The organism is Riemerella anatipestifer (genome assembly GCF_035666175.1).
GTDB classification, from domain to species: Bacteria; Bacteroidota; Bacteroidia; order Flavobacteriales; family Weeksellaceae; genus Riemerella; species Riemerella anatipestifer_D.
The window spans coordinates 877,829-894,550 of sequence record NZ_CP142016.1; the positions used below are offsets into that span (position 1 = coordinate 877,829).

At 36.7% G+C, this 16,722-nt stretch carries 15 protein-coding genes, 1 tRNA gene and 2 pseudogenes; 10 read left to right on the forward strand and 8 right to left on the reverse strand.

Annotated features, from left to right (window positions below; genetic code table 11):
• The first annotated feature begins 26 nt into the window (after window positions 1-26).
• Both VIX88_RS04340 and cas13b (VIX88_RS04345) read left to right on the forward strand, forming a co-directional pair.
• Window positions 27-1,076 (forward strand): glucokinase, encoded by a 1,050-nt coding sequence (locus tag VIX88_RS04340; protein ID WP_064971031.1) that lies wholly within the window; start codon window positions 27-29, stop codon window positions 1,074-1,076.
• Window positions 1,077-1,211: 135 nt separating this feature from the next.
• Complete coding sequence (gene cas13b, locus VIX88_RS04345; RefSeq protein ID WP_064971030.1) at window positions 1,212-2,309, forward strand: type VI-B CRISPR-associated RNA-guided ribonuclease Cas13b; 1,098 nt, start codon at window positions 1,212-1,214, stop codon at window positions 2,307-2,309.
• Here the strand turns inward: cas13b (VIX88_RS04345) and VIX88_RS04350 are convergent.
• Window positions 2,289-2,567: pseudogene (locus VIX88_RS04350) on the reverse strand (transposase); the annotation flags it as partial. The gene cas13b (VIX88_RS04345) and the pseudogene VIX88_RS04350 sit on opposite strands and share 21 nt — an antisense overlap.
• Window positions 2,568-2,654: 87 nt before the next feature.
• On the opposite strand from VIX88_RS04350, the gene VIX88_RS04355 reads away from it, so the two are divergent.
• A complete protein-coding gene (locus VIX88_RS04355) occupies window positions 2,655-3,533 on the forward strand; it encodes an IS982-like element ISRa1 family transposase (RefSeq protein ID WP_004918508.1) in 879 nt (292 codons plus the stop codon).
• A 16-nt stretch (window positions 3,534-3,549) separates the two neighbouring features.
• On the opposite strand, the pseudogene VIX88_RS04360 reads toward VIX88_RS04355, so the two are convergent.
• A pseudogene (locus tag VIX88_RS04360) lies at window positions 3,550-4,155 on the reverse strand (IS982-like element ISRa1 family transposase); the annotation flags it as partial.
• A gap of 102 nt (window positions 4,156-4,257) precedes the next feature.
• Between VIX88_RS04360 and cas13b (VIX88_RS04365) the strand changes: the two are divergent.
• Both cas13b (VIX88_RS04365) and csx28 read left to right on the forward strand, forming a co-directional pair.
• Window positions 4,258-6,507 carry a type VI-B CRISPR-associated RNA-guided ribonuclease Cas13b gene (gene cas13b, locus VIX88_RS04365; RefSeq protein WP_237190409.1) on the forward strand — a complete coding sequence of 750 codons (2,250 nt, stop codon included), beginning with the start codon at window positions 4,258-4,260 and terminating at the stop codon, window positions 6,505-6,507.
• Between the two features lie 6 nt (window positions 6,508-6,513).
• Entirely contained in the window at window positions 6,514-7,050 is a 537-nt protein-coding gene (csx28, locus tag VIX88_RS04370) for a CRISPR-associated protein Csx28 (protein ID WP_064971204.1), read from the forward strand.
• 1,152 nt (window positions 7,051-8,202) lie between these two features.
• On the opposite strand, the gene VIX88_RS04375 is transcribed toward csx28, so the two are convergent.
• The 3 genes from VIX88_RS04375 to VIX88_RS04385 form a co-directional block, all read right to left on the reverse strand.
• Complete coding sequence (locus VIX88_RS04375) at window positions 8,203-8,922, reverse strand: DNA-binding domain-containing protein (RefSeq protein WP_064971205.1); 720 nt, start codon at window positions 8,920-8,922, stop codon at window positions 8,203-8,205.
• Window positions 8,923-9,042: 120 nt separating this feature from the next.
• On the reverse strand, window positions 9,043-10,593 hold the full coding sequence (locus VIX88_RS04380; protein ID WP_064971206.1) for an FISUMP domain-containing protein: 1,551 nt from the start codon (window positions 10,591-10,593) through the stop codon (window positions 9,043-9,045).
• A 35-nt stretch (window positions 10,594-10,628) separates the two neighbouring features.
• A complete protein-coding gene (locus tag VIX88_RS04385; protein WP_127919818.1) occupies window positions 10,629-11,507 on the reverse strand; it encodes an IS982-like element ISRa1 family transposase in 879 nt (292 codons plus the stop codon).
• A 74-nt stretch (window positions 11,508-11,581) separates the two neighbouring features.
• Here VIX88_RS04385 and VIX88_RS04390 point away from each other — a divergent pair, with 74 nt between their 5' ends.
• The 5 genes from VIX88_RS04390 (at window position 11,582) to VIX88_RS12830 (ending at window position 15,047) form a co-directional block, all read left to right on the forward strand.
• Window positions 11,582-12,088, forward strand: a complete 507-nt coding sequence (locus tag VIX88_RS04390) for a hypothetical protein (RefSeq protein ID WP_214194164.1) — start codon at window positions 11,582-11,584, stop codon at window positions 12,086-12,088.
• Window positions 12,085-12,369, forward strand: a complete 285-nt coding sequence (locus VIX88_RS04395) for a GmrSD restriction endonuclease domain-containing protein (RefSeq protein ID WP_064971052.1) — start codon at window positions 12,085-12,087, stop codon at window positions 12,367-12,369. Before VIX88_RS04390 ends, VIX88_RS04395 begins: the two co-directional genes overlap by 4 nt.
• Before the next feature lie 100 nt (window positions 12,370-12,469).
• Window positions 12,470-13,276, forward strand: coding sequence for a hypothetical protein (locus VIX88_RS04400; RefSeq protein WP_064971053.1), 807 nt, complete (start codon window positions 12,470-12,472; stop codon window positions 13,274-13,276).
• A gap of 11 nt (window positions 13,277-13,287) precedes the next feature.
• Complete coding sequence (locus tag VIX88_RS04405; protein WP_153926567.1) at window positions 13,288-13,461, forward strand: hypothetical protein; 174 nt, start codon at window positions 13,288-13,290, stop codon at window positions 13,459-13,461.
• Window positions 13,458-15,047, forward strand: a complete 1,590-nt coding sequence (locus VIX88_RS12830) for a recombinase family protein (protein WP_354595873.1) — start codon at window positions 13,458-13,460, stop codon at window positions 15,045-15,047. The genes VIX88_RS04405 and VIX88_RS12830 overlap by 4 nt, the downstream gene beginning before the upstream one ends.
• Here VIX88_RS12830 and VIX88_RS04410 read toward each other — a convergent pair.
• The 3 genes from VIX88_RS04410 to VIX88_RS04420 all read right to left on the reverse strand — a co-directional run bounded on the left by VIX88_RS04410 (window position 15,007) and on the right by VIX88_RS04420 (window position 16,715).
• Window positions 15,007-15,080: transfer RNA gene (locus tag VIX88_RS04410), tRNA-Met, on the reverse strand. The genes VIX88_RS12830 and VIX88_RS04410 overlap by 41 nt on opposite strands.
• A gap of 44 nt (window positions 15,081-15,124) precedes the next feature.
• Entirely contained in the window at window positions 15,125-16,402 is a 1,278-nt protein-coding gene (locus VIX88_RS04415; protein ID WP_237190410.1) for a peroxiredoxin family protein, read from the reverse strand.
• Window positions 16,403-16,463: 61 nt separating this feature from the next.
• Window positions 16,464-16,715, reverse strand: a complete 252-nt coding sequence (locus VIX88_RS04420) for a hypothetical protein (protein WP_064971055.1) — start codon at window positions 16,713-16,715, stop codon at window positions 16,464-16,466.
• Window positions 16,716-16,722: the final 7 nt, after the last annotated feature.

The window sequence follows — 16,722 nt, forward strand, 5'->3', positions numbered from 1 at the left end:
TGAAACCTCACTTAAAAATATTTGATATGCCTTTTCAAAATAAATTTCCACTCCATTTACCTGGAGAAAAATCAACTGAAAACCAAAACATAAGCCTCGTTGCTGCTGATGTAAAACAGAAGGATACTACCCTAGGTTACTATGTTTCTGAGAACGGAAAATTAGAATTAAAAGCAAAAAAAGAATACAATACCCAAGATTTTGGGCTTTTCAGTGATATTCTCAACCTTTTCTTAGAAGAGCATAGCTTAAGTAAACCCTCTAGAATTTCTATAGCAGTACCAGGACCTGTTTTAAATGGCAAATGCACTACCGAAAACCTTCCTTTTGATTTAGATATAGAACTCATTAGAAGCAGAACCGAGGTAGAACACATTACCCTTATCAACGACTTAGAAGCAATGGCTTATGGGCTTAAAGGCACGGAAGATAAAGACTTCTGCACTCTGCACAAAAACAGCAGCACTACTAAAGGCAATGTAGCTATTTTAGCTCCAGGGAGAGGTTTAGGTGAAGCAGGAATGTTTTGGGACGGAGAATGCTTACGCCCTTTTGCAACCGAAGGTGGACACTCCGAATTTTCTCCTAGAGCAGAAGACGAGCTAGAGCTTTACCGTTTTTTAAAAGCAATACACGGCATTGTAAGTTGGGAGTCAGTGTTATCTCATGAGGGGTTATTTAATGTGTACCGTTTTGTAAGAGATATGAGACGCCAAGAAGAACCAGAATGGCTTACACAAAAACTAGAAAAAGGAGACTCCCACGAGGTCATCATAGATGCGGCACTCAACGGCGAAAACAGAGCTTGTGCTTTAACCGTAGAGGCGTATGTTGATTTCATTGCAAGAGAAGCGAGTAACCTAGTCCTAAAACTAAAAGCAACGGGAGGGCTTATTTTAGCGGGAAGCCTTGCAGTAAAGATAGAGGCACTACTCAAAATGCCAAGTTTCTACCAAACTTTTGTGATTAGCGACAAAATGGAAAACATCTTAAAGAGTACCCCTATCTATCTTCTAAAGAATGAGAATGCCATTCTTACAGGAGCGGCTTACTACGGTGCTTTTGGGAGACACTAGAACAGATAATAACATCAAGCAATATAAAACACAGAACTTTCGTTTTGTGCTTTTTTGTTTTAGCGATGAGCCATATTAACCACAATAGAAGTTTTGAAAAAAAATAATTAACTTTAGGCAACTAAATAAATAACTATGGAAAAACCTTTACCACCGAATGTTTACACACTGAAACACAAGTTCTTTTGGGGAGCCTTCCTTAACATTGCAAGGCATAATGCTTTTATCACCATTTGCCATATCAACGAACAGTTGGGGCTTAAGATCCCTTCAAATGATGACAAAATCGCAGATGTTGTCTGTGGGACATGGAATAACATACTCAACAACGACCACGATTTACTCAAAAAGAGCCAACTAACGGAGCTTATCCTAAAACATTTCCCGTTCCTTGCGGCAATGTGCTACCACCCTCCTAAAAAAGAGGGAAAAAAGAAAGGTAGCCAAAAAGAGCAGCAGAAAGAGAAAGAAAATGAAGCCCAATCCCAAGCGGAGGCTCTTAATCCAAGCGAATTGATTAAGGCATTAGAAACCCTTGTAAATCAACTCCACAATCTTAGGAACTACTATAGCCACTACAAACACAAAAAACCCGATGCAGAAAAAGATATTTTTAAACATCTTTACAAAGCCTTTGACGCTTCTTTACGAATGGTAAAAGAGGATTACAAAGCCCACTTTACCGTCAACCTCACTCGGGACTTTGCCCATCTAAACAGAAAAGGTAAGAACAAGCAAGACAACCCTAAATTCGATCGTTACCGCTTCGAAAAAGACGGCTTTTTTACAGAATCAGGGCTATTGTTTTTCACTAATCTGTTCTTGGATAAACGCGATGCCTACTGGATGCTGAAAAAAGTCAGTGGTTTTAAAGCCAGTCATAAACAAAGCGAAAAAATGACTACCGAAGTGTTTTGCAGAAGCCGTATACTCCTTCCTAAACTAAGGTTAGAGAGCCGATACGACCATAACCAAATGCTCTTGGATATGCTTTCTGAACTGAGCCGTTGCCCTAAACTGCTCTATGAAAAACTCTCCGAAGAGAATAAAAAACATTTTCAGGTAGAAGCTGATGGCTTTTTGGACGAAATTGAGGAGGAGCAAAACCCTTTTAAAGATGCCTTAATCAGACATCAAGACCGTTTCCCTTATTTTGCTCTACGCTATCTAGACCTCAATGAGTCTTTTAAGTCTATAAACTCGTTGTGCATTTTAAATAATACTGATTTTTAGATGATTTAATTTTCTTTGGAAGATAAATTTATTGATATATTGAATAACCGTTGCGGCGGTTATTTTACTGATTATCCTTGTTTTAAAGCCTTCAAAAGTTTTAGCATTGTTTCTTTTAATCATAAATTGGTCGCAAAGTTGAGAGAAAAATGTCTCAATTCGTTTTCGCTTTTTCTTGTACAATGAAAATTGAGGAATATAATCTTTCTGATTACTTCTCATTGGTGTATCTAATTTAATATTAGCATAGTTAAATAAACCCGTTGTGCATTATGAAATGAAAAAAACAAGAGTTGTTTATTAGACTGAAAATCAGTATATTGTTTTTGCTATAAAACGATATAAATGAACAACTTAGAGCAAATATATGAAAGAATTTTGGAAGTTTTAGGACTTTTTTCAGAAAATCAACTGATTAGTTATCAGAGAAGAACACCTAAAATGAGCGATTTAGAAGTCATAAGTCTTAATATTACTGCTGAATACTTGAGTATTGATAGCGAATTACAGTTATTTAGAAAATTGCCAAACTCTCTGATAAACAAAATTGAAAGAAGTGTTTACAATAAGCGAAAACGAAGACTATCCCTACAAACAGAGCAAATTAGACAGCGTATTTCGATGGAGTTCAATGAGTTTGAAGATATTTTTATCGTTGATAGCATGCCAATGAAAGTTTGTGAAAACGCTCGTTCTACTCGTTCAAAAATTTGTAAAGAGCAATCCTATTCTTCACCAACATATGGTTATTGTGCTTCACAGAAATTATATTTCTATGGCTATAAACTACACGCAGTATGTTCTTTAAATGGTGTGATTAAGAATTTTGATATAAGCCCTGCATCCGTTCACGACATCCACTATTTAAAAGATATTGGTGAGCAAATGCGAAACTGTACTTTAATTGGAGATAGAGGCTATTTATCAGCAAAAGTTCAAATAGATTTATTTAACTATGCTAATATTAAATTAGATACACCAATGAGAAGTAATCAGAAAGATTATATTCCTCAATTTTCATTGTACAAGAAAAAGCGAAAACGAATTGAGACATTTTTCTCTCAACTTTGCGACCAATTTATGATTAAAAGAAACTATGCTAAAACTTTTGAAGGCTTTAAAACAAGGATAATCAGTAAAATAACCGCCGCAACGGTTATTCAATATATCAATAAATTTATCTTCCAAAGAAAATTAAATCATCTAAAAATCAGTATTATTTAAAATGCACAACGAGTTTAAATAAATCTATTTGAACTTTTGCTGATAAATAGCCTCTATCTCCAATTAAAGTACAGTTTCGCATTTGCTCACCAATATCTTTTAAATAGTGGATGTCGTGAACGGATGCAGGGCTTATATCAAAATTCTTAATCACACCATTTAAAGAACATACTGCGTGTAGTTTATAGCCATAGAAATATAATTTCTGTGAAGCACAATAACCATATGTTGGTGAAGAATAGGATTGCTCTTTACAAATTTTTGAACGAGTAGAACGAGCATTTTCACAAACTTTCATTGGCATGCTATCAACGATAAAAATATCTTCAAACTCATTGAACTCCATCGAAATACGCTGTCTAATTTGCTCTGTTTGTAGGGATAGTCTTCGTTTTCGCTTATTGTAAACACTTCTTTCAATTTTGTTTATCAGAGAGTTTGGCAATTTTCTAAATAACTGTAATTCGCTATCAATACTCAAGTATTCAGCAGTAATATTAAGACTTATGACTTCTAAATCGCTCATTTTAGGTGTTCTTCTCTGATAACTAATCAGTTGATTTTCTGAAAAAAGTCCTAAAACTTCCAAAATTCTTTCATATATTTGCTCTATGTTGTTCATTTATATCGTTTTATAGCAAAAACAATATACTGATTTTCAGTCTAATAAACAACTCTTGTTTTTTTCATTTCATAATGCACAACGGGTTCTATAAGGTTTCAAGTGGATTTGGGCACTTACCATTACTGTATTTACGATAAGAAAATAGGCGATGAACAAGAGAAACGCCACCTGACCCGAACCCTATTGAGCTTCGGTAGGCTACAAGATTTCACAGAGATAAACCGTCCCCAAGAATGGAAGGCTCTTACCAAAGACCTCGACTATAAAGAAACTTCCAAACAGCCATTTATTAGTAAAACCACTCCGCACTACCACATTACCGATAACAAAATAGGCTTCCGCTTAGGAACTTCTAAAGAGTTGTATCCTTCGTTGGAGGTAAAAGACGGTGCCAACCGTATAGCCAAATATCCCTATAATTCCGATTTTGTGGCTCATGCTTTTATCAGTGTCCACGAATTGTTACCTCTGATGTTCTACCAGCATTTAACTGGTAAATCGGAAGACTTGTTGAAGGAAACCGTTAGACATATCCAAAGGATTTACAAAGACTTTGAAGAAGAACGCATCAACACGATTGAAGATTTAGAAAAAGCCAACCAAGGTCGCCTTCCTTTAGGCGCCTTTCCAAAACAAATGTTGGGCTTACTGCAAAATAAACAACCCGACCTTTCGGAAAAAGCCAAAATCAAAATAGAAAAACTAATAGCCGAAACCAAGCTGCTCTCCCACCGCCTCAACACCAAACTAAAAAGCTCTCCAAAGCTCGGAAAGAGACGAGAAAAGCTCATCAAGACAGGCGTATTGGCTGATTGGCTGGTGAAAGACTTTATGCGATTTCAACCTGTGGCTTACGATGTTCAAAATCAACCTATAGAGAGCAGTAAAGCCAACAGCACAGAATTTCAGCTTATCCAAAGAGCATTAGCCTTGTACGGAGGCGAAAAGAACCGACTGGAAGGCTACTTTAAACAAACCAACCTCATCGGAAATACCAACCCGCACCCGTTCCTGAATAAATTTAATTGGAAAGCGTGCAGGAATCTGGTCGACTTTTACCAACAGTATCTGGAACAAAGAGAAAAATTCTTAGAAGCTATCAAAAACCAACCTTGGGAACCATACCAGTACTGCCTACTTCTTAAAATACCGAAAGAGAATAGAAAAAATCTGGTTAAAGGTTGGGAACAAGGAGGCATTAGCCTGCCAAGAGGGCTGTTTACCGAAGCGATTAGAGAGACCCTTTCGGAAGACCTCACGCTATCCAAACCTATTAGAAAGGAGATTAAAAAACACGGTAGAGTGGGCTTTATCTCCAGAGCCATTACACTGTACTTTAGGGAAAGATACCAAGACGACCACCAGAGTTTTTACAACCTTCCGTACGAGCTAGAAGCCAAGGCTTCTACGCCCAAACCACCACTACCGAAGAAAAGAGAATATGTCCTCAGAGCAGAACACTACGAATATTGGCAACAGAACAAACCCCAAAGCCCTACGGAATTGCAGAGGCTGGAGTTGCATACCTCTGACCGATGGAAAGACTACCTCCTCTACAAACGCTGGCAACATTTGGAGAAGAAACTTAGGCTCTACAGAAACCAAGATGTTATGCTTTGGCTGATGACCTTAGAGCTGACAAAAAATCACTTTAAAGAACTGAAACTGAACTACCACCAGCTCAAATTAGAGAACTTGGCGGTCAATGTTCAGGAAGCAGACGCCAAGCTCAATCCGCTGAACCAAACCTTGCCTATGGTGTTACCTGTAAAAGTCTATCCTGCCACTGCATTTGGGGAAGTACAATACCAAGAAACACCGATAAGAACCGTCTATATCCGAGAAGAGCAGACCAAAGCCCTTAAAATGGGGAACTTTAAAGCCTTGGTAAAAGACCGCCGTCTTAACGGTTTGTTTAGTTTTATCAAAGAGGAGAACGACACCCAAAAGCACCCGATTAGTCAGCTCAGATTAAGGCGGGAGTTGGAGATTTACCAGTCGCTAAGGGTAGATGCCTTTAAAGAAACCTTGAGCTTGGAAGAGAAACTACTGAATAAACACGCCAGCCTCTCCAGTTTAGAGAATGAGTTTCGTACATTGTTGGAAGAATGGAAAAAGAAGTATGCTGCTTCCTCCATGGTTACGGACGAGCATATCGCCTTTATCGCCTCGGTACGCAATGCCTTCTGCCATAACCAATACCCTTTTTACAAGGAAACCCTCCACGCTCCTATTCTGCTCTTTACGGTTGCCCAGCCAACCACCGAAGAAAAAGACGGCTTAGGTATTGCCGAAGCGTTGCTAAGAGTCTTGCGTGAATATTGCGAAATTGTTAAATCTCAAATTTAGAATAGTATGTATTGGATATCAGAAGTTTTAAAAATAGTAACCCCCACCATTGCCGTCATTGTGTCTGCCATTGTATCTACCATTGTGTTGTCCCGTAAGATTAGGCAAGAGCTTAAGGGCAACATTGAACGCCAAAAGTACGAGGCCATACTCCATGCCCATAAGCAGATGTACCGTCTGCTGGCGTATATGACCGACCAAGACAACCCCAAAAACCTCTTAAAATGGGAAGTTCCCAAAGGGCAAAAGGATAAAATTCATTATATTAACCGAGCCAATGCCCAAGCCTTTCTAAGGGAACTCCCAGAACTATTTTATGGGGAGGGCTGTGGGCTCTTCTTATCTGAGGAAGTCACCAAAAAGTTTTTTGAGTACCGTAGTATCGTTCATAAGCTCCTACTTGCAGAACAAAACAGCACCGAGGCGGAGTTCCGACTAAAAAACGAAGAGGCGGCTACCAGAATGAAGCAGCTGCATCAGATGTTGAGCCAAAGCATTAGGCAATGCCTAAAAATAGAACAACGCGATTTAAAAGCGATGTAAAGAAAAGCGTTCTTTGAAACACCGAGATAAAACAAGCACCCAAAAAAGACAATACCCTATCATAACGATAATGCACAGCATTTGAAGGGTATTCACAACGAACAAAGTTAAGATTACCACTTTCATCTAGTTGGGATTGCTCTCTTTTTGAAGGGTATTCACAACATCTGCAATATCAATATATGGCTTCATTGCGTTGGGACTGCTCTCAGTTTAGCTCACAAGCTTTGTTGTTGTTTCAACGGAGTTCGTGAATGCTTAAGCATTTGAAGGGGATTCACAACATCTTTTTGTCCCTTTTGCTGGTGTAAACTGTTGGGACTGCTCTCAGTTTAGCTCACGGCTTCGTTGTAGTTTTCAGCAGAGTTCGTGAATGCACAGCATTTGAAGGGTATTCACAACCCACCAATGAAGATTTATAATCTTTGTACCGTTGGGACTGCTCTCATTTTGAAGGGTATTCACAACCACTCGTATTCAATTGTATCAAAAGTAAGTGTTGGGACTACTCTCATTTTGAAGGGTATTCACAACATTGAAGCAGAAGAAAATTATAAAGGGAACGTTGGGACTACTCTCATTTTGAAGGGTATTCACAACCTAATTCTTGCGAGTTTAATTCTCTACTGCGTTGGGACTGCTCTCATTTTAGCTCACAGCTTTGTTGTGTTTTCAGCGGAGTTCGTGAATGCGTAACATTTGAAGGGTATTCACAACACCGCTCTTAGCAAACCGAAAATTCTATCAGTTGGGACTGCTCTCAGTTTAGCTCACGCTTCGTTATATTTTCAGCGGAGTTCGTGAATGCATAGCATTTGAAGGGTATTCACAACTCGCTTTCCTTTTTCCTGAAATACAGCGATGTTGGGACTGCTCTCATTCTGAAGGGTATTCACAACACCTGAGGGCAAAAAAAATCCCTGCTCTGTACGGTACAGAGCAGGGATTTTTGCTTTCTATTGATTCTATTACAGAAAATACCTCACTTCCTTAGTACAGACGAAGTCGGTTCCCTCGTACGAGGGAAGGCTCTTCTCCTTACCGAGAGAAGAGCCTTCGCCTTAGGCAGTGAAGTAGCTTCCTCTTATAAAGCGACCGCCCTTCCTTAGTACTAAGGAAGGGCGGTCTTTATTTAGAAGTACCAAAAACACACTACACAATAGTAATAGGTGTGCTTAGTGTTTCGGTGCGGGGTTCTTTCAATAAGGTAGTGCCTTTACTGCTTTGCGTGGTGATGCTGAGTTCATAGTTCCCTGCTTCTAAATCTGTAGGAACGAGAATGAGTAACCTTGACGGCTCATTAAGCACAATATGCTCTGCTGAGAGCTTTACCTCATTTTGATTGTCTAAGTTTTTAAAGACGATACCATTTTTAGGGTTGTCGCCATCTATTTTAATGTAAGTGCCTTTGATTTCAGCGTTCTTACCTTTAGTAAGGGTGCCGTCTGCTTTACCTGTGGCTTTGTCGGTAATGCTGAACACACTCATTGGGCTGGACTGCTCGCCTAGGATTTCTACCTTGGTATCATTAGCAGCTTTTCTTAGGTCGGTGCCTTGATTGACATTGACATACACCGAATGTTTCTCCTTATCCCAAGTTTTATCGTAAAACACGCCCTTAATGGCAGGACGCATATACACCAGCCCTGTATTTACGCTATAGCCGTTGAGTACCAACTCCGAGGCTTTACGGTTAAAACGAGTGATAATATCTACCGCTGTTTCGGTTTTTATCTCCATACCCTCTTTTTTAAGGGCATCTATGATTTCTGTAATGCCGAGGCTACCGCCCAAAAGTGGCACAGCTACAAAATCGTTAGGGTCGTCTTTGGTGAGTAGGTTGGGACGCAACCACGCTTTTAGTGTATTCATAGTTTTAAAATTTAAGTGTTAGATAATTTTTTATTGTTGCTATTTGTAAAGTAAAAGGATATACATATTATAAGAATAAAAGTCCACTAACTCCTATACTGCAGTTAGTGGACGAGTGTACTAATCTTTAATGCAACGAATGTTAAGAGCTTCTGAGCGATTATTACCATTTGCTGCATAACTATTAACACTATTGAACCATAAACTCCATGCATAGTCTTCGTTTCTATCACTACTCCAAAAATAGCCACTGAAACTTGGATCAGTAAAACTATTGTAATAACGATTGCCACTTGCGGTTAGGTGTAGCGATGTTTCTTGCCATATTTTATTAGAGCCTGATGGGTTTTCACCCAAATTAATTCCTACAATTGCATCATGTAAATCCATCTGTTCTTGGTGTGTAGGTACATGATAACCCAAAGGACATGGATTATTAGATTTACCTGATTGCCATAAATCGTAAGGTCCATTACCTGAATCAATAACCCAGCTATAAGATGATGTATCAGTGTAAGGAATAAATAGATTGGTATTAGGATTAGTCCAAGAATGAGAAATAGAACTTGTACCTGCATGTTTAGGAGCAGCAGAAGTAGAGCTTGACCAATTAATCAACTCATGACCATCAGGATTTCTTTGCCATTGGAAAAGAGAGCCATAAGCCTTCCAATCATTTTTACCGGTAGCCTGTTGTGCCGGATTAAAATGTGTAGAGTTCACATTGGCATACTCTGCTCCAAGGTTATTATTGAGCCAAATTTTTCCGTCGGGTCCTTGAATAGGAAGGTAGATAAACTCATGTTCTTTTTCATCTGCTCCATATCCTACACATTGTTTGGTGGTTTTACCGAAGCAACGGTCAAGAATACCACTAATCCCCACTATCTTTAGAGTATAAGTTAAAGTTCCTAAATTGAATTGTATGTTTGCCACCTCTAATTTTTTAGATTCAAAGTCTGTTGTAGAAGTAGGTAAGTTTTGTTTTTTGACATTCAAAACACCATCACCTAGTACTTCTATAGTTCCCGAAATACTACCTCCATCGGACGAGAAAGTACCAGAGTTAATAGTCAGTTTAAGTTCATTCACGTCATCATCCTCTCCTGCGTTAGTATTAGAGGTAACTGTGGCAACTACGCTATTATAATCCTGATTATTACCACTGGTATAGGGAATAGTAAAATTAATTTTATTAGTGTCATTGTTAACCACTCCTTGCTGGTCTATATTTCCATCTTTAATGGACGTAATGTAGATAGTTTGAGAAGTATCCATAACGGCGTAGCCACTGCCATTTGGATACGATGAACCTGAGCCTCCAGAAGAATCACCGCCTGAGCCATCTCCATTTCCTGAACCGCCAGAAGAATCTCCACCTGAGTCAGAACCGTCTCCTGTGGTTATAAAGCTACTTAAGGGAACACGGTGAACTACACCATACTGATCTATAGTGAGTACACAAGGGCAATCGGTAAATCTATTAACAGAAGAAGAAGGTAATGACATTGATTTAACATCTTGCAAACGGGCATCTCCATTAACATCCAAAGTCGCTCTTGGTTCTTGTGTATTGATGCCTACGGCTCCTTGCTGACGTACAGATGGCTCGGTTTGAGCTTTTAAAGTAAAGGCACTCAGTACGGCGACTGATAATAAAACTTTTTTCATTGGTTCTAATTTGATTAATTAACTCGTTGTGCATTTTAAATAATACTGATTTTTAGATGATTTAATTTTCTTTGGAAGATAAATTTATTGATATATTGAATAACCGTTGCGGCGGTTATTTTACTGATTATCCTTGTTTTAAAGCCTTCAAAAGTTTTAGCATTGTTTCTTTTAATCATAAATTGGTCGCAAAGTTGAGAGAAAAATGTCTCAATTCGTTTTCGCTTTTTCTTGTACAATGAAAATTGAGGAATATAATCTTTCTGATTACTTCTCATTGGTGTATCTAATTTAATATTAGCATAGTTAAATAAATCTATTTGAACTTTTGCTGATAAATAGCCTCTATCTCCAATTAAAGTACAGTTTCGCATTTGCTCACCAATATCTTTTAAATAGTGGATGTCGTGAACGGATGCAGGGCTTATATCAAAATTCTTAATCACACCATTTAAAGAACATACTGCGTGTAGTTTATAGCCATAGAAATATAATTTCTGTGAAGCACAATAACCATATGTTGGTGAAGAATAGGATTGCTCTTTACAAATTTTTGAACGAGTAGAACGAGCGTTTTCACAAACTTTCATTGGCATGCTATCAACGATAAAAATATCTTCAAACTCATTGAACTCCATCGAAATACGCTGTCTAATTTGCTCTGTTTGTAGGGATAGTCTTCGTTTTCGCTTATTGTAAACACTTCTTTCAATTTTGTTTATCAGAGAGTTTGGCAATTTTCTAAAGAACTGTAATTCGCTATCAATACTCAAGTATTCAGCAGTAATATTAAGACTTATGACTTCTAAATCGCTCATTTTAGGTGTTCTTCTCTGATAACTAATCAGTTGATTTTCTGAAAAAAGTCCTAAAACTTCCAAAATTCTTTCATATATTTGCTCTATGTTGTTCATTTATATCGTTTTATAGCAAAAACAATATACTGATTTTCAGTCTAATAAACAACTCTTGTTTTTTTCATTTCATAATGCACAACGGGTTTTATAATAAAGAAGATAAGTTGTTATATTCTTTTTGGTATATCCGTTGGAATATGTATTGGAGGAGTATTCTACTTACAGCTTTAATGAAAGAATATCCTGAATACAGAAGATTACAACTGGCATTAAGGAGGTTTTATTACTTATACTGGATCGCAGGAAAAACTTTAACCCAGATAAAACAAACTTCTTTTAATCTAATAAAATGGGTAAAAGATGGTTCTCCCATTGAAGAGATTGAGGATAATCTTAATAAAAAATTGGAAGAAGACAGAATTGTACAACAAGCATTGAGTAATTTAAAAGAAGATATTTACCAAGAATACTGGTGTAAACCACTATTGATATTAATGGAATATAATAACTCAGACAATAGTAATCCTTCCTTTATAGAACTTAATCAATATTTACACGTGGAGCATATTTTACCAAAAGAATACTCAAAATTGCCGAATGGCAACATATTGAACCAAATATTGCAAAGCAATGGATGAACACAGGAGGGAATATCACGTTGTTAAGTGGAGCTAAAAATATTGAAGCAAGCAATAATCCTTTTGATGTAAAAATGTCTGTTTATAAAGGAAAAGGAAAATATGATGATAAGGATACGAAAATAACGGCTTTTAAGATTACTCAAAATGTGGTTTCAGATTATGAGAAAGGGACTTATGATAGAATGTGGAATGAAAAAGCCATAAAAGACCGATGGAATTGGTTTTGCAAGGAAGTAGCTCAAATTTTGGATGTTGATACAAGAGAAATCCTTATTTAAAGTAATTTTACCTCAAATTACATAAATGATATTTAAAAATTAATTTTATTACATTGATGTAATATTTTATCTTTGCAACAAGATATTAATATTACTTTCTATGGGACTGAATTTTGAAAAATTAAAAAAAGAGAGACAGAGAATACACGAGGAATTAAAACAAGACCGTTTTAGCGAGTTACCTGTCGAGGTTATACATTTACTCAACAACGAGGTAATTAACCACGTTTTGCATCATATAAAAGTCTCCAAGAGCGAGGATATTCCTGCGCGTGTCCTCAATAATTGGATAGAGAAAGAGGCTATCGTAATTGATGAACAGGACAAAGGCAAAGTAAAACGGTTTAATAAAATTCATTGCATTTGGCTCAATATCATAGCAGAGGCAAGAAAATTAGGGCTACACTTGGAAGATTTGGAAGCCGCCCATCAAAAAGAAATGATCAGTGAAATTCCTAATTTCAGTTACGTAAAATTAGGAATAATAAATACAATTCTTAACAAACCTCACATTATAGAACTTTCACAAGGTGGAATATTCGAGATAATGTACCAAGAAGAGTATAGAACTTTTTTCAATAAAGGAAATATGTACTACCCTCATTCTATACTGCCTTTAACTTCACTTGTGCAACAAGAGTTTCCGAAATCAAATTTTGAACTTCCTTTGGAGATTGAGAATGTAACCTCCGATGAAGAAAAAATGCTACTGCTTTTTCTTTTGAAGAGTGGAGCATACGGCTATATGAAAGTGTATTTATCCGAAACCGACATCAGATTGATAGAGGGTTCGGATGCCGTTATTGCAAACGAAGAAATAAAAAAAGCCATATCTACGTGGAAATTCCACAAAATAGAGATAATGCTTGAAGATGAAACAATGACTATAATTGAGGGCAATCTGTAAAATCTTGGGCTATGTTTACGGTAGAAGAATGTAAAAAGGTATTGTGTAGCAAAGGTGCGAAGTACACAGACGAGGAAGTAGAGAAAATCCGAGAAGCTTTGCATAGCCACGTAAAAATGGCAAATGAGGCTTACACGGCTCAAAATTCACAAAATGATCCAACTCAAAAAAAGAAAAGAAAATGAAAAAGTATAGACACGCTGTTGGATATTTACGGATAAGTTCAGACAGCCAAAAAGACAATACCTCCATTGAAAACCAAAAGGACAGTATAAAATACTTCTGTATGCAAAGAGGAATTTACATAGAGAAATTCTTCGTAGAAACTTATACAGGGACGAAACTCAACCGACCTCAATTTGACAAGGCTATCAAATATCTGAAAGAAAATAAAGGGAATATAGATTTATTCCTGACCAAGAAAGCCGACCGATTTACAAGAGGACAGCGAGTAGGACTAACGGCATTTGATGAGATTAAAAACTTAGGTGTCGAAGTTAATTTTGTAGATGAATGGATTGAAGACATTAATTCCCCACAGGGACAAATGCTGATGCAATTAAAATTCTCTTTTGCAGAGTATGAAAGGGCTGTTATTTATGAACGAACAAGAGCAGAAGAAATAAAGGCACTACTAAGCGGAAGATACACAAAAACGCCACCTTTGGGTTACAGCAGAGGAGTATTACCAATAGGCAATATACACGCAGGAAAAAAAGGAATTTTTCCCAATGATAAAGCTCCGTTAGTAAAAGAACTTTTTGAAGATTACGCAACCAACCTCTACACGCAGGAAGCATTGGTAAAAAAGTATAAATTAAAAGGTTTAAAACTTTCCAAGAGTTCAGTAAGTGTAATTTTAGACAATATTTTATATACAGGCATCATTGACCTTAAAAAACACAAAATTGCTCCCTACAACCAAATAGAGGGATGCCACGAGCCAATCATATCCGCTGAACTTTTTAACAAAGTACAGATGTTGAAGAATGGGAGAAACAGAGCCATTAAAGAAATCCGCACCCAAAACCCTGACTTTCCACTAAACCGATTTTTATATTGCAGTTGTTGTGGCAGTCCGATGAGAGGAAGTACAGGGAATAATGGCTCAAAGAAAAAAGTTACTCGGTATTATTCCTATTACAGATGTGCCAATAATTGTGGAGAAAAATACAAGCCCGAAGAGATACACCCAATATTTCTAAATGCTTTGCAAATGGCAAAGCCATCGGAGGAAGTTGTGGAACTGTTCAGAATGATGCTCATAGATGACTATGAGAAAAATATGTCCGAACATACAACCCTTTTATCAGCAATAGAGAGCAAAATTAAGACCCTAAAAGACGAACAGCAAAACGCATCAAGATTAGTTGTGAGAGGAACACTCACAGAGAGTGCTTACCTTGATTTGGTGGAGGTACACAATCGGGAATTAATGGAATTGGAGTCGGAAAAAGACAAGTATGGAGAGTTTCAGAAAGACTTGGACAAATACGTTTCGTTTGGTCTTACACTACTTACAAACATTGATGTATTCTACAAAAACGCACCGATTGGGGTAAAAACGAAACTCATCGGTTCGTACTTCAATGATAAACTTTATTTTGAGAAAAATAAATTCCGAACCCTGCCATTTAATGATACGATTGCTCTACTTTGTAGATATAATAAAGGTTTCAAAGGATTGGAAAATAAAAAAGGAGGCGATTTTAAAAACACCTCCTGTTTAGTAGCGAAGACGGGAATTGAACCCGTGACCTCAGGGTTATGAATCCTGCGCTCTAACCATCTGAGCTACCTCGCCATTAGAGTGGTGCAAATATAGAAATAATTACAATAACTACAAAATTATTTTAAATTATTTTCATGTAAAAATGCACCAAAACTGTTCGGTTTACTCAATATTTTATTATTGCTATCTAATAGGAAATAAGACGGTGTCGCATTGATATTGTAAGTATCTGTATAGCTAGAGTTCCAACCTTTTAGTTCAGAATCGTTAATCCATGGGAGATTTTTTACAGTCTCCTGATAAGACTCTGCGTTGGTATCCAATGATAGACCTATGACTTCTATATTATTGCTTTTCAATTTGTTGTAATTTTCTAAAATTAGAGGCAATTCTGCAACGCAGTGAGGACACTCTGAAGACCAAAACAAGATGAGTTTTTTGTTTGATTTAATATCGCTTAGTTTCTTTGATTTAGTATTTATTACACTTTTGGAGAAGATATAATCTTTAAAGCTACTCCCTACCATAGTGCTTTTCATTGCCTCTAGTCTGCCCTCTAAATTTTTGTTTATAGAACATTTTAAATTAGAGGCTTGTTGGTAATACTTATCCTTTTCAGCGTCTAGACCATAGGCATCAAATATATTTAATAGCTCAGATAAAATAGTTTGCCCTCTAGGGGATTCTATATTTACTTTATCTAACAGAGCATCTGTTTGAGAAATAACTTGATTTCTAGGGACGGAAGAAATAAAGTTAATTAATGTAGATTTTAGTAAAGAGGAGGTTTCTAACAACTCTCCCGTATTAGCTAAGAAGTTGATATAATCATCAGTAGTTTTAGGGATTTCTCGATTGGTGTACTTTACATTATCCCAATAGTAGCTTATAAAAGGGTGATTAGAGTAGTCCTTAAGATTACTTTGTTCTAGCTTTTTTATTTCTAACTTTAGAGCTTCATTAAATGGTGAGTTATCATTGTAAATATCTCTAATTTGTACCAATACAGGTAATACTTTCTCTTTTTTTTGCTTTTCTTTAATGAGATTCTGCATGGTACTATTGGCTTCATCTAAGAAATTGATTTTGTTGATAGTACTATTATCGGTATCCAGTTTTACATTTACATCTTTGTTTTCAGAGATGAAACTGAATGATTTACCATTCTCAGGAAAATAGGCACGCATCATACCTATATAACTATTAGGAATAGTATAACTCCATTTACCATTAGATTTCTTAGTCTTTCCTGCTATGTAATCTTTTGAACCGTTGAGGGTGTACAAAATAACCTCTTGATTACTGAAAGTATCAGATGCTTCTATATTTACTTTAAATTGAGCAGAGGTTATTCCATACAGAAATATACCTCCTAATAAAATTGTTTTTTTCATAGGAACAAAAATAAAAAAACTCATAGAATTTTCTATGAGTTTTTTACTATAATTATCAGTACTATATCCCTTGAGTTCTAATTCTTCTTGTGTAGAAATGATAGCCAAATATCATTAAAACAGCTATCACAGAAAGTATTAAAACATATATATCTATCGGTGTAGCAGGAGCACCTGTTCCTACAGCACCCACACCTCCTCCTGGAGGAGCTGTTGGAGGAGTGGGTTGAGCGTTAACCCAAACACCAGCTAAGAAAAGCATGAGATAAGTAAGCTTACCTATATAATTTTGAAGATTTAACTTTATTTTCATTTTTTTA

Coding starts and splice junctions, on each gene's coding strand:
- VIX88_RS04385 (WP_127919818.1), bottom strand. CDS start 11,507: ATGAACAACATAGAGCAAATATATGAAAGAATTTTGGAAGTTTTAGGA.
- VIX88_RS04390 (WP_214194164.1), top strand. CDS start 11,582: ATGCACAACGGGTTTTATAATAAAGAAGATAAGTTGTTATATTCTTTT.
- VIX88_RS04395 (WP_064971052.1), top strand. CDS start 12,085: ATGAACACAGGAGGGAATATCACGTTGTTAAGTGGAGCTAAAAATATT.
- VIX88_RS04400 (WP_064971053.1), top strand. CDS start 12,470: ATGGGACTGAATTTTGAAAAATTAAAAAAAGAGAGACAGAGAATACAC.
- VIX88_RS12830 (WP_354595873.1), top strand. CDS start 13,458: ATGAAAAAGTATAGACACGCTGTTGGATATTTACGGATAAGTTCAGAC.
- VIX88_RS04355 (WP_004918508.1), top strand. CDS start 2,655: ATGAACAACTTAGAGCAAATATATGAAAGAATTTTGGAAGTTTTAGGA.
- VIX88_RS04375 (WP_064971205.1), bottom strand. CDS start 8,922: ATGAATACACTAAAAGCGTGGTTGCGTCCCAACCTACTCACCAAAGAC.
- VIX88_RS04405 (WP_153926567.1), top strand. CDS start 13,288: ATGTTTACGGTAGAAGAATGTAAAAAGGTATTGTGTAGCAAAGGTGCG.
- cas13b (WP_064971030.1), top strand. CDS start 1,212: ATGGAAAAACCTTTACCACCGAATGTTTACACACTGAAACACAAGTTC.
- VIX88_RS04415 (WP_237190410.1), bottom strand. CDS start 16,402: ATGAAAAAAACAATTTTATTAGGAGGTATATTTCTGTATGGAATAACC.
- VIX88_RS04420 (WP_064971055.1), bottom strand. CDS start 16,715: ATGAAAATAAAGTTAAATCTTCAAAATTATATAGGTAAGCTTACTTAT.
- VIX88_RS04380 (WP_064971206.1), bottom strand. CDS start 10,593: ATGAAAAAAGTTTTATTATCAGTCGCCGTACTGAGTGCCTTTACTTTA.
- csx28 (WP_064971204.1), top strand. CDS start 6,514: ATGTATTGGATATCAGAAGTTTTAAAAATAGTAACCCCCACCATTGCC.
- VIX88_RS04340 (WP_064971031.1), top strand. CDS start 27: ATGCCTTTTCAAAATAAATTTCCACTCCATTTACCTGGAGAAAAATCA.